Origin of the sequence: Acinetobacter venetianus RAG-1 = CIP 110063 (genome assembly GCF_000368585.1) — a bacterium.
GTDB classification, from domain to species: domain Bacteria; phylum Pseudomonadota; class Gammaproteobacteria; order Pseudomonadales; family Moraxellaceae; genus Acinetobacter; species Acinetobacter venetianus.
On record NZ_KB849557.1, the window covers coordinates 603,828 to 616,295 of the forward strand.

At 40.1% G+C, this 12,468-nt stretch carries 11 protein-coding genes; 4 read left to right on the plus strand and 7 right to left on the minus strand.

Annotated elements, in window-relative coordinates:
* Positions 1-24: 24 nt before the first annotated feature.
* From F959_RS04340 to ettA, 3 genes are all read right to left on the minus strand, one after another.
* Positions 25-417 carry a cation efflux protein, CzcI-like gene (locus F959_RS04340; protein ID WP_373278695.1) on the minus strand — a complete coding sequence of 131 codons (393 nt, stop codon included), beginning with the start codon at positions 415-417 and terminating at the stop codon, positions 25-27.
* Positions 418-635: 218 nt separating this feature from the next.
* Positions 636-1,229, minus strand: coding sequence for a hypothetical protein (locus tag F959_RS04345; RefSeq protein ID WP_004877888.1), 594 nt, complete (start codon positions 1,227-1,229; stop codon positions 636-638).
* 206 nt (positions 1,230-1,435) lie between these two features.
* Positions 1,436-3,097 carry an energy-dependent translational throttle protein EttA gene (gene ettA, locus F959_RS04350; RefSeq protein WP_004877891.1) on the minus strand — a complete coding sequence of 554 codons (1,662 nt, stop codon included), beginning with the start codon at positions 3,095-3,097 and terminating at the stop codon, positions 1,436-1,438.
* 305 nt (positions 3,098-3,402) lie between these two features.
* Between ettA and F959_RS04355 the strand changes: the two genes are divergently transcribed.
* Both F959_RS04355 and F959_RS04360 read left to right on the plus strand, forming a co-directional pair.
* Positions 3,403-4,680, plus strand: a complete 1,278-nt coding sequence (locus tag F959_RS04355) for an O-acetylhomoserine aminocarboxypropyltransferase/cysteine synthase family protein (RefSeq protein ID WP_004877893.1) — start codon at positions 3,403-3,405, stop codon at positions 4,678-4,680.
* A gap of 249 nt (positions 4,681-4,929) precedes the next feature.
* Complete coding sequence (locus tag F959_RS04360) at positions 4,930-5,817, plus strand: SDR family NAD(P)-dependent oxidoreductase (protein ID WP_004877895.1); 888 nt, start codon at positions 4,930-4,932, stop codon at positions 5,815-5,817.
* A 48-nt stretch (positions 5,818-5,865) separates the two neighbouring features.
* On the opposite strand, the gene F959_RS04365 is transcribed toward F959_RS04360, so the two are convergent.
* The 3 genes from F959_RS04365 to F959_RS04375 form a co-directional block, all read right to left on the minus strand.
* The gene (locus F959_RS04365; protein ID WP_004877897.1) at positions 5,866-6,747 is read right to left on the minus strand and encodes a hypothetical protein; all 882 of its coding nucleotides are present in this window, start codon (positions 6,745-6,747) and stop codon (positions 5,866-5,868) included.
* A 67-nt stretch (positions 6,748-6,814) separates the two neighbouring features.
* Positions 6,815-8,362 (minus strand): esterase-like activity of phytase family protein, encoded by a 1,548-nt coding sequence (locus tag F959_RS04370; RefSeq protein WP_004877899.1) that lies wholly within the window; start codon positions 8,360-8,362, stop codon positions 6,815-6,817.
* 142 nt (positions 8,363-8,504) lie between these two features.
* Positions 8,505-9,599 carry an SDR family oxidoreductase gene (locus tag F959_RS04375; RefSeq protein WP_004877901.1) on the minus strand — a complete coding sequence of 365 codons (1,095 nt, stop codon included), beginning with the start codon at positions 9,597-9,599 and terminating at the stop codon, positions 8,505-8,507.
* 100 nt (positions 9,600-9,699) lie between these two features.
* On the opposite strand from F959_RS04375, the gene F959_RS04380 reads away from it, so the two are divergent.
* Positions 9,700-10,077 carry a MerR family DNA-binding protein gene (locus F959_RS04380; RefSeq protein WP_004877903.1) on the plus strand — a complete coding sequence of 126 codons (378 nt, stop codon included), beginning with the start codon at positions 9,700-9,702 and terminating at the stop codon, positions 10,075-10,077.
* A gap of 217 nt (positions 10,078-10,294) precedes the next feature.
* The gene (locus F959_RS04385; RefSeq protein ID WP_004877905.1) at positions 10,295-11,587 is read left to right on the plus strand and encodes an MFS transporter; all 1,293 of its coding nucleotides are present in this window, start codon (positions 10,295-10,297) and stop codon (positions 11,585-11,587) included.
* Between the two features lie 49 nt (positions 11,588-11,636).
* Here the strand turns inward: F959_RS04385 and F959_RS04390 are convergent, their stop codons facing one another.
* Positions 11,637-12,413: an HD domain-containing protein gene (locus tag F959_RS04390; protein ID WP_004877907.1), complete on the minus strand. Its 777-nt coding sequence runs from the start codon at positions 12,411-12,413 to the stop codon at positions 11,637-11,639.
* Between the last annotated feature and the right edge of the window lie 55 nt (positions 12,414-12,468).

Genomic DNA, 12,468 nt, shown 5'->3' on the forward strand with positions numbered 1-12,468 from the left:
TATTTCTGGTGGGTTATTTTTCAGCTACCCCACCGATAGCAGGGTTAAAACAGGCGGTGGGTTTAATCCCGTTAAATAAGGAGACTGATAAAAATTAGACCAGTCATATTGTTGTTTTAATTCAGGCTCATACAAAATCGGTTGATTCAACTTCTGCTCTGCTGCCAAAACAACGACATGAAAACAAGAAGGCAAATGATCGTGATGATCTTGTGAACTCAGTAAAGTTGTATCATCGGCGAGATCTTGTTTAAGATCCGATTGCTCTTGTGTCTCTTGTAATGAGTGATGTCCGAAATGATTCACCAGTTGCTTGGTTGTATTTTCATGACCGCAATAAGCAGCTGCCACGTTCCAAATACTTTGGAACATGAACAAACTCAATAAGACTGTCATCAATACAGCAGAACGTCGCAACAGAACACCATAACCGTAAATTGCTTAACAGCACTATAGCAGGCAAGATTGATGTAATAAAATTACACTCACTAATAAGTTTGTTTTAATAAAGTTAATCATTTGTTAAATTAAATTCTTTTTAAATGATGACTCTGGTTTAAGCGTGTTATTTAAGTCATAACTTTTTAAAAGAGTAAAAAGACTTTTCGAGAAAGCCTTTTTACTGAGCTAGATAGTTATTGCTGTTTTTGCAAATCATAAGTAAAACGAATCACAACATCATCGACAACTTTATTAAAAGCCTCATTAATCGTCATCGGTTGTACATTTTCAACTGGCGCTTTTTTATTTCCAACAGTCGATAAAATCATATGTGGATAGCGTTGAGAAGTTTCTTTGCCCTGAGTATCAATATATTTAAATTTAAATTCATATTTATCAGTAACGGCATTCCCTACTGCACCGAAAGTTAAACCTGTTAATGCACCTTTGCCCGCTGCTTCACCTAAATCAGCTACGTTATTTGCAGTGACATGCAATTTTGCTTGGTTCGCAGCATTCGACTGCGCTGCTGGCGAGAATACACCTGTAGCCCTTAAACTACGATCAACGATTGATTGTAGCTCTTTACCAGCTTTCGGAATCACAACTCCATTTCTTTGAAATTCAGTCACCACCGTGACTGGAATTGGCTGGTTTGGTCTTTCAATATTTGAATAACCAATCGTTTTATAAGCAGGATCAACATATGATTTTACTGAGAGACACCCTGTAAGTTGCGTAACAACAGCCACACTTATCGCAATTGAGAAAAGTTTAATTTTTTTCATGATTTTCCAAAAGGTATATTTACCATTTAATAGATTGAGTGCTGATATTAATCTTTATAAATTAAAAATATAAGTATAAACCCACGGCCTTTAAATAATTTTCTTTCATAGCTCTAATCACTATTATTATTGATCACTTTTAAAATCGTTAAATAGGATACAAATAAAAAAACCAGCCCTAAGGCTGGTTTTAAAGTTACAGAAAATTAACCTGTAATCTTTTTATATTTAGAGCGTTTTTGTGTTGCATCTTCGCCTAAACGAGACTGACGATAAGCTTCGTATTCTGCATAGTTACCTGTGTAGAATTCTGGCTGTTCGTTCTCAAATGACAAGATGTGCGTTGCAATACGGTCAAGGAACCAACGGTCATGCGACACCACCATCACTGTACCTGGGAATACAAGAATTGCATCCTCAAGCGCACGTAAAGTTTCGATATCCAAGTCGTTCGATGGCTCATCCAGTAAGATTACGTTTGCGCCCATCTGTAAGATTTTCGCAAGTTGTAAACGGTTACGTTCACCACCAGACAATTCACCGACGCGTTTTTGCTGATCTTGGCCTTTGAAGTTAAAACGACCGATGTAAGCACGTGACGCGATTTCGTAATCACCAATTTTTAGGATATCTAAACCGCCAGAAACTTCTTCCCAAACCGTTTTGTTATTATCCAAGGTGTCACGAATCTGACCCACGTAAGCCACTTTAACTGACTCACCTAAAGTCACAGTACCTGTATCAGGTTGCTGCTCGCCCGTCATCATACGGAATAAAGTGGTTTTACCCGCACCGTTTGGACCTACGATACCGACAATCGCTGTAGGAGGTACAGTGAAAGTTAGGTTTTCATAAAGTAAGCGACCATCAAATGATTTGCTGATACCTTCCACTTCCACAACTTTGTTACCCAAACGTGGGCCAGGTGGAATGTAGATTTCAGACGTTTCATTACGCTGTTGGAATTCTTTAGAGTTAAGCTCTTCAAAACGTTCCATACGCGCTTTGTTTTTCTTTTGCTGGCCTTTAACATTTGAACGAACCCATTCAAGTTCTTTTTTCAATGCTTTAGCAAAAGATTCTTCTTGTTTCTGTTCCTGCTCTAGACGGGCATTCTTTTGTTCCAACCAAGAAGAATAGTTACCTTGGTAAGGAATACCATGTCCACGGTCAAGTTCAAGAATCCACTCAGCAACGTTATCCAAGAAATAACGGTCATGCGTAATCGCAACGATTGTGCCAGGGAAATCTTTCAAGAAACGTTCTAACCAAGATACTGATTCAGCATCCAAATGGTTCGTCGGTTCGTCTAGAAGCAACATGTCTGGCTTCGAAAGCAATAAACGGCACAATGCAACACGACGACGCTCACCACCTGAAAGCAATGATACATCGGCATCCCATGCTGGAAGGTTCAATGCATCAGCAGCAATTTCAAGCTGGTTATTGAGGTTGTGTGCATCCCATGCATGGATGATTGATTCTAATTTTTCTTGCTCTTTCGCAAGCGCATCAAAATCAGCATCTGGTTCAGCATATTCAGCAAAAACCTGATCAAGACGTTCTAAAGCATCAAGTGCTTCACGTACGCCATCTTCAACGTTACCACGAACGTCTTTGGTTGGATCTAAAGGCGGTTCTTGTTCTAGATAGCCGATTTTGATCCCTGGTTGTGCACGAGCTTCACCTGAGAAATCTTTATCTACGCCAGCCATAATACGGAGTAGGGTTGACTTACCTGCACCGTTTAAACCAAGTACACCAATTTTTGCACCTGGGAAAAATGATAAAGAGATGTCTTTCAGGATTTCGCGCTTTGGCGGAACCATTTTAGACACTCGGTTCATCGTATAAATATATTGGGCCACGCAGGACTCCTCAATTGAAAAACCAATACATCGCTAATCAGAATAAGCGAAAAATAATCGGACGTATTATACGCTGAAAAGCCCTTTAACTTGAAGTTAAGTTGAGATTTGTTTGTTTGCTTTAAAAGGATTTTCTTTTTCAAGACATTACACGATCAGCTCAATCACAGTAGGTCTCTGGATAAATGCAATTTTATTGAGATGGATATGAATAAAACTGCTAAAAATCACATCATTTATGCACCATTTTGGATAGCTTTTAAGCTACACTCGCTTATTATTTAACTCACGTAGATGATGTAATTATGACCTATAAAGATGAAACTTTAGCCATTCATGCGGGATATTCACCAGAGGCGACTACAAAAGCTGTCGCTGTACCAATTTATCAAACCACATCTTATGCCTTTGATAATACACAACATGGTGCGGATCTATTTGATCTAAAAGTACAAGGCAATATTTATACACGGATTATGAACCCAACCACTGCGGTACTCGAACAACGTATTGCAGCACTGGAGGGTGGGATTGGGGCATTGGCTTTGGCATCAGGTATGGCTGCCATCACTTATGCAATTCAAACGATTGCTGAAGCTGGTGACAATATTGCATCGGTTTCCACGCTATATGGCGGCACCTATAATTTATTTGCGCACACCTTGCCAAAGCAAGGCGTTGAAGTTCGTTTTTTTGATTACCAAAACCCTGAAGCGTTACGTTCAATTATTGATGAAAAAACCAAATTGGTGTTTGTTGAATCAATTGGTAATCCGCTCGGCAATATCATCGATCTAGAAGCGATTGCTCAGATTGCACATGAATATGGTGTACCTGTGATTGTAGATAATACGGTTGCAACACCTGCTCTGCTCAAGCCGTTTGAGTTTGGTGCAGATATCGTAATTCACTCACTCACCAAATATATCGGTGGTCATGGCAATAGTATTGGCGGCATTATCGTTGATAGCGGTAAATTTCCTTGGGGTAAATATCCAGAACGCTTTACAGCCTTAAATACACCTGATCCAAGTTATCACGGCGTGAACTATGTCGAAGTACTGGGTGAAGCTGCGTTTATCGCGCGTGCGCGTGTCGTTCCTTTACGCAATACAGGGGCTGCAATTAGCCCACTCAGTGTATTCCTCATTTTACAGGGATTGGAAACACTGAATCTACGCATGGAACGCCATACTGAAAATGCCATTAAAGTTGCAGAATATTTAAAACAACATCCAAAAGTAAAATGGGTAAATTACGCAGGATTAAAAGACCATCCACAGCATAATCTGGCTCAAAAATATGTGAAAGGTAAACCTTCTGCGATCCTTTCTTTCGGTGTGCAGGATGGTCGTGAAGGTGGCACACGCTTTATTGATGCATTACAGCTATTTACACGTTTAGTAAATATTGGTGATGCAAAAAGCTTGGCATGTCATCCAGCAACAACAACACATCGTCAATTGAACGAAGAAGAGCTCAAATCAGCAGGTGTCAGCGAAGACCTCGTGCGCTTGTCTATTGGGATTGAGCATGTTGATGACCTGATTGCTGACCTCGAACAAGCCCTTGCTCAAGTTTAATTTTAATGAAATCAATAAGCCTCCTGAGTGAGGCTTATTTTTTGTTCAAATCTCAAAAAATATTATTGCTTTTTCAACTATTACAACACCTTGTTTTAGAGTTTTTACTCTAAAAAAATTATTATTTTTCAAATATTTACACTGGACAAACAAAAAATATCGGTTAATATACATACAAAATAAAGTGCAATGTTTAATCGCAATAAGAAGACATTGCAAACAACAGCTTGATTAATGTAGGTAACTTACATGAACGGAAAACTCAAAAAACTTTTTCAGCAAAAAGTCGACGGTAAAACAATCATTGTCACAGGTGCATCTAGTGGCATTGGTCTAACGGTTTCAAAGTATCTTGCTCAAGCTGGCGCACATGTCTTACTACTTGCTCGTACCAAGGAAAAATTAGACGAAGTTAAAGCTGAGATCGAAGCAGAAGGCGGTAAAGCATCTGTTTTCCCATGTGATCTAAATGACATGGATTCGATTGATGCGGTTTCTAAAGAGATTCTTGCAGCAGTAGATCATATTGATATTTTGGTCAACAATGCAGGTCGCTCTATTCGTCGTGCGGTGCATGAATCGATTGATCGTTTCCATGATTTTGAACGTACCATGCAGTTGAATTACTTCGGTGCAGTTCGTTTAGTTCTCAATGTATTACCGCACATGATGCAACGCAAAGACGGTCAAATCATCAACATCAGTTCGATTGGTGTATTGGCAAATGCAACACGCTTCTCGGCTTATGTCGCATCGAAAGCTGCGCTTGATGCATTTAGCCGTTGCTTATCGGCAGAAGTTCATTCGCACAAAATTGCAATTACTTCGATTTATATGCCTTTAGTGCGCACACCAATGATCGCACCAACTAAGATTTATAAATATGTACCAACGCTTTCTCCAGAAGAAGCGGCTGATTTGATTGCTTATGCAATCGTAAAACGTCCGAAGAAAATCGCGACAAACCTCGGTCGTCTTGCATCGATTACTTACGCGGTTGCACCTGACATTAACAACATTTTAATGTCGATTGGTTTTAACTTGTTCCCTAGCTCAACAGCTTCAATCGGTAAACAAGAAAAACTCAATCTTGTGCAACGTGCTTATGCCCGTTTGTTCCCAGGTGAACACTGGTAATCTTCAATGACATAAAAAACCTCCCTTAATGGGAGGTTTTTTTATTCATTAATTACAGAAACTTGGTTGGTATTGATACACAAACTGGGTCTTGGTCGCTGTTGAACTCGGTGCATTATATTGCGTTAAACCCTTTAAAGCACTAAAGCTTAAAGCAGCTCGCGCCACAACTTTTTTGGTGTAATCCGCATTTGCATCTGCGTACTTAAATGACACCTCAACCACAGCAGGCTTCAACCCTGTATAAGGCATCTGGGTATACCACAAGCTCATTTCCAAATCGGCATCAAACTCACCTAAATCAATGGTTGCACCATCATATTTACGTTCATAAATAGTTAAACCACCAACCTGTTGTAAGCTCTGACTGTTGCTAAAGGTGTAATTGTTTTTAAAGCCCGTAAATAAAGTATTAATGTCTTCAAAATCATTTATCGTTCTTGACGTTGGAACTGTCGTAGACTTGCTTGCAACCACAAGAAAATTCAAATTATCTTTACGGGTAATATCATCTTCAAGCTTGGTTTTCGCACCTGACACGCTACTGCTCATATCTTCAAAATCAGTAATGTAGTGATCATAACCACGATATTTCAAAGTGACTTCTTTCGCGCCATTTTCGATACGCTCTCTAAAACTATAGCCCATATTATTTAGTGGGCAGCTTCCTTGAGTATCATAAAAACGGACTTCGCGTTGCGTATCGAGGCTCATATTCCCTGTGACATTACGGCTTATTTTATTTTCGATGGCTGTTTTCGCCTGAGAAAAATAGCTATTTACATTACTTGCTTCATTACCATAACTAAAATTGTTGGGATCTAATAATAATTTGTACTCGCGAGAAGTCACTTTAGGTGAAGCGTAGCTAAGCGATGGCAACACAACAATAGTGAGTAAAGTCATCAAGGTCAGTTTATTTATTTTCATCTTGGTTCTTCTTAAAAAAGTGAATTAAAAAAGCCCAAAAGTTTTTGCTTTTGGGCTTCAAGTCTTGTTATGGATTGAACAGATTCAGTTTATCAACGACGTATAAGGTTGGCGTATCGACACGCATACGCGCATTATCTAGATATTTTTGCTCTAGACCGTTGTCATTTCTCCAAAGCCCCATGTCATCATCATTCAGCACCCCAAGATGCTGATGATCAATCAACCATAAGCCTTCCATTTTGTCATGTGCATAACTCACTCGTTTGCCCATATCCAACACCAAGGTTTTGCTGACAGGTTGAATATTTAAGGCTTGTAAACCCTCCCACCCTTGAGTCAAAACATACTGTTCTAGTGTTTTGCCTGCGATGGTCAAACCTAACTTTGGATCTTGCTGTAAGTCACCTTGAGCCGCGACATTTTCTAGATTGGTGGCATCCTTCAGATCAATACGATATACATGTTTCATGATATTCGGATCGTCTTTGAGGAAGTTACCATCACGTTCAAGAACTAAAAACTCATGATCATTAATCGCGACAATCGCTGAGTTTGAGTTTGCTGCAATTTCTTGGCGATAAAGATATTGAGCAACCTTACCCGTCTCTAGGTTGATCGTCACAATACGGGTCAGCGTTGATTTATTGACTGCCTTGGTTGGCAGATTCATGGTGGATTGCATAATCCCAACCAATGTTTTTTGGTCAGGTGTAATCGTTAGACCTTCCATTCCACGATTGGCACGGCGATAACTAAACTCTTGCGGCAAGGTAAGCATATTACGGGCATCGTTCGCAAAAGGATTGATACGGCCAATCTCTTTCCCGTTAGCATCATAATGAACAATATGAGGCCCATATTCATCACTAACCCAGAATGTGCCATCTTTCAATGCAGCCAAACCTTCACTATCAAGACCATAGTCATCCAACTTGATTGGATTCGTCACAGGATCATAAGGCTTGCTTGAATCAACAGTAATCACATGACCATTGATGTCGTAAGGAGTTTCACCAGTGCCACCGAGAGCAGCAGTATTCGGTAAGCCCGTGATATTTTTCCCATTACGATCTTTCAATAAAATCGTTTTGATCAGTTTGACTGAACCATCATCTTGTGCCTCAAACAAACCAATTTTAGGAACATAATCTGGAAGTGGGAAAATCTTACCCGCACCATGAACACCATCATCATAGTCAGCATTTGGGCCACGATCGGTAATCGCATAAAACTGTTTTTTATTGGTGGGATGTGCCGCAACGTCAGAACCAAAGCCACCTTGACGAAGGGAAAATGGGCTATCAATGGTTGTGCCATTTGGCTGAAAGCTCGCTAGAATTTCATAAGGTAATGCAATACCTTGTGCAAATAAGTTGGCACCACACTGTACCGAACTTTGCTCGATTTCATTGGCATCCAATTGACCATTTTTGTTTTTATCTAGACCACTTTCAATACGCGTTCCAGCGCTCCAGCAATCATCATTACCCAACGCTAAAGGCGTTTGTTGAATCAAGCTGTTTAATCCATTTTGACCATTATCCCCATCAGAACATGCAGTCAATACAACTATCGAAGCCAATAAAGCCAAAGTGAGCGGTGTTTTTTTCATTGTTTACAAACATCATTGCCAAAGAGCCTTCATGCTAAGAAGCAAAAATGACAATCCCATGAACAAAAGATCACCAATCTATGACAACCGACGATGTGAATAAGTTTAAACTTATCCACAGCTTGCCGCTTTTATCGTCAGGTTATGGTTGTTGATAAACCCAAAGACTGGTTTTTTCCAAAGCTTTTCTTAAGTCCGTTTCTTGAATATCCCACTTTTGGATGAGTTGCATTAGCTGTGAAGTATTCAGCGGTTCTGTTCGGATAAAGTCCAACATTTCTGCAGACATTTCTAATTTTTGCGCCAACCATTTCCATCTTAAAATCATTCGCAGTACAGACAATGGTACATATTGCGTCGGTGCTTTTTGTTTCACCTGTGCGGCGATAATATTCAACATTTCAGCAAGAACAAATCGCTGTTGATGTGCAACCAAGAGTTCACGCTGTATTAAGCTTGGCTCAGTAGCAGCATAACTGATCACTCGCACAAGATAGTCGACGGTCACAAGTGGTAAATAGTGTTGTGGTGTCGCAGGAATGGCACTCATTTTTTTACGTTTTAATAAATCAACCATATGCGCCATCGGTTGGTTTGCAGGGATTTCGCCTGTACTTGCATCTCCAACAACCGTTGCTGGATGAATAATCGTCCAATCTAAGTTCAACTGCTTGGCTTGTGAAATCCATGCATAATGTGCCTCTATTTTCGAAGCTTCATAAGCGCCTTGGCGGGCATAAATCTGCTGCCAGTTACTTTGCTCAGGTGATGCTGAATCTATCCCGATCTGCTGCAAATGTTGCTCCAAAGTCAGCATAAATCCTGAAACATGAACAACACGTCGTAACTGACAATGTTTCTGCATACAACGCAGTAAATTTACAGCACCTTCAACATTCACAGCACGGGCTTGTTGCATACTGAGATTCCATGCAAATAAAGCACTTCCATTGTAAAGCGTATTGACGGTACTCAATTTCAGCCAATCGGACGTCGATATTGCAAGGTCTGGTTGGGTAATATCACCTTGAATGCATGTGAGTTTTTCTAAAGCAACCTTTCTTTGAATCAGCCATGTTTCTAACTCTGGCTGTTGTTTAGCTTTTTGACGTAATAATGCAAAAACCTGATGTCCTTGCTGCAACAATTCAGCAATTAAAAAACGTCCGATAAAACCTGTAGCGCCTGCAACAAAAGCAATCTGTGTCTGTTGCTGATTTGAATCTTTATTTTCCATTGTGAATGACTCATTTTATTCAATGTAGGAATAGGCTAAAGGATGGAGTACACTCAATGGTCAAGATGTTTTTTAAGCAAATAATAAAAAAGGTGATGAAATGTTGATTGGTGAACTTGTAAAACAAACTAACCTCAGTCGAGATACCATTCGCTTTTATGAAAAAATGCAGTTGATTCACTCAATTACCCGCAATAATGGTTATAAAGATTATCCTGAACAAACACTTCAGCAAGTCCAGTTAATTCGTACAGCAAAAAACCTTGGTTTCTCACTCCATGAAATTAAGCAAATCTTAGCAATGACGGCGCAACAAGAAATTCCTGCAGATCAAGTACACACCATCTTCCAAGAGAAACTCGATGTGATTGACGAAAAAATTGCTCAACTCAATCAAATTAAAATGATGCTGAGCCGATTTACTCAAGGAGAGCCTTGTCCGTTAAGAAAAGATTGTCCTATTCCTGAATTAAATTAACTATTTTTCATAAAATTAACTTTTCCATATTGACCCTACTGCCCAGCCTCATGTTTTTTAAATAATTATTAAAAAATGTTCTGATTATCATCATATAAAAATACAGTCATAAAAAGCATACAAAATAGTGTCATTTTCATGCTTTTTTAGCTGTATATAACACTCTGCAAAGATTCAGTTATCGAATCTTGCTTAGTCGAGAAAGGAACATACATATATGAGTCAGACATATAGCAAGGAAGAAAGAACGAGTCGCATCAAAGGCATTGTGGGTGCGGCATCAGGGAATTTAGTGGAATGGTTCGATTTTTATATTTATGCCGTTTTTGCTGCCTATTTTACTCATGCACTGACTGCTCCAGATATGGAGCCAACCACCAAAGCGATTTATGTGTGGGGTGTATTCGCCGCTAGCTTCTTTATGCGCCCGATAGGAAGTTGGTTATTTGGGCGAATTGCCGACCGGCATGGTCGCAAAAAGTCTATGGTGATCTCTATTTGCTTAATGGCACTCAGTTCATTTCTATTTGCGGCATTACCAACTTATGATCAAGTCGGCATGCTTGCGCCATTCTTATTGCTCATGGTTCGGTTGTTACAAGGTCTATCCGTAGGCGGTGAATATGGTGCCGTCGCAACCTATATGAGTGAGCTCGGTTTGAAAGGGCAACGTGGTTTTTTTGCCTCGTTCCAATACGTAACACTCTCAGGCGGTCAGCTACTTGCCAGCTTGCTAGGCGTTATTTTGCTAGGTTTTATGACGGAACAGCAACTGAATGATGGTGGTTGGCGTATTCCATTCGTGATCGGGGGGATTGCAGCACTCTTGTCTTTAGCTGCTCGAAGCCGCTTAGAAGAGACCTTATCGCATGAAGATGCTGAACGTGAAGAATCAGGTAGTTTGGTCGCGCTATTAAAGCAACACTGGAAGACTTTCCTCTTGGTGGTTGGTTATACCTCAGCAGGTTCACTGACTTTTTACGTAGTGACGGTCTACTCTAAAACTTATCTCACCAATATCGGGATTGAAGGTAAAACCGTTGGCTTTATCATGACTGCGGCATTATTCGTATTTATGATCGCTCAGCCATTCTTTGGTATGTTGTCAGATCGAATTGGTCGTCGTGCGTCGATGTTGTCATTTAGCTTATTGAGCGCAATCTTTATCTATCCTGTCATGGTCATTGGTATGCGCAGTTTTGTTGACTCGCCAGTGATTATTGCCTTGTTACTGATCTTCTTAATGATGCTGCTAAGCTTCTACACGTCTATCAGTGGCTTGGTCAAAGCAGAGATGTTCCCGCCTCATGTCAGAGCCTTAGGGGTCGGATTCTCTTATGCAGTCGGTAATGCCTTGTTTGGCGGTTCAGCACCTTCCGTTGCCTTGTTATTTAAAGATGCAGGCATTGAAAACACTTTCTTTGTTTATGTAATTATCATGCTCATCATCTGTTTCTTCTGTAGTTTAGCGCTGCCGAAAAAACCTGCCTATTTAGAACATGATCACTAAATAAATTCTGCCCTCATCCAAACCACTTTTGCTCGACAAAGGTGGTTTTTTATTGTCCCGCTTTTTCCAGATATGGATTGAGATTGACTAAATGCTTAAAGCCACTCTGAACGACCATTGCTGTACGAGACTGAGGACGTGTAAATGCTTCATGCTGGGTAAATTCGAGCATGTGTTGATTGAAGTCTAAACGTGGATATTGTTGAAATAACTGTTTTCTAAACTGGGGCGAAAATTCAAAACCTCGGCTTCCAATCACATCACAACTTGCTGCTTGTTGGAGTAAATGTGCTTCAACGCCATCATCAACAGCCACATAAGGATTCATGTGCATACTAATTGCATCAAACAACTGATCAGCACGCGGTATCTGCCAACCTTGCTCAATGGACCAATCCTTAGCAGCATAAGCGCCCTGCCCAGCAAAACAGCGACAAGTTTCATGATGTTGATAATGTTGCTCGGTCATGCCTAAATCATGTAATAAACAAGACACCGCCAACAACTCATGATCATGTTTTAAATCATGCATCTTGGCAAAGGCTACTGCGTAGTGCCATGTGCGCAAACAGTGATTTTGTAGGGCGATTGAGCTACATGATTGCATTTTTTCAATCGCGTGTTTTACATCATTGCTATCAGGCAAAAGTAGATCGTCTAAGCTCAACCCCAACCGAGCATTTGACTGAGTTCGACCTGCTAAGGCATACATTTTTATGCTCTGTTTAAGGACTGGAAATAAGCTATGACTCAATAGCTGCATCCGATCTTTTAAGGATAAGTCACCTAAAGTCTGTGCCATCCATGCTTGTCTGCCAATGTGCATTTTTATCACCCACAAAATTAGAGCAATTACTCTAATTTTAATTTTTACTGTAAAT

Coding starts and splice junctions, on each gene's coding strand:
- F959_RS04345 (WP_004877888.1), bottom strand. CDS start 1,229: ATGAAAAAAATTAAACTTTTCTCAATTGCGATAAGTGTGGCTGTTGTT.
- F959_RS04355 (WP_004877893.1), top strand. CDS start 3,403: ATGACCTATAAAGATGAAACTTTAGCCATTCATGCGGGATATTCACCA.
- F959_RS04360 (WP_004877895.1), top strand. CDS start 4,930: ATGAACGGAAAACTCAAAAAACTTTTTCAGCAAAAAGTCGACGGTAAA.
- F959_RS04365 (WP_004877897.1), bottom strand. CDS start 6,747: ATGAAAATAAATAAACTGACCTTGATGACTTTACTCACTATTGTTGTG.
- F959_RS04370 (WP_004877899.1), bottom strand. CDS start 8,362: ATGAAAAAAACACCGCTCACTTTGGCTTTATTGGCTTCGATAGTTGTA.
- F959_RS04375 (WP_004877901.1), bottom strand. CDS start 9,599: ATGGAAAATAAAGATTCAAATCAGCAACAGACACAGATTGCTTTTGTT.
- F959_RS04380 (WP_004877903.1), top strand. CDS start 9,700: ATGTTGATTGGTGAACTTGTAAAACAAACTAACCTCAGTCGAGATACC.
- F959_RS04385 (WP_004877905.1), top strand. CDS start 10,295: ATGAGTCAGACATATAGCAAGGAAGAAAGAACGAGTCGCATCAAAGGC.
- F959_RS04390 (WP_004877907.1), bottom strand. CDS start 12,413: ATGCACATTGGCAGACAAGCATGGATGGCACAGACTTTAGGTGACTTA.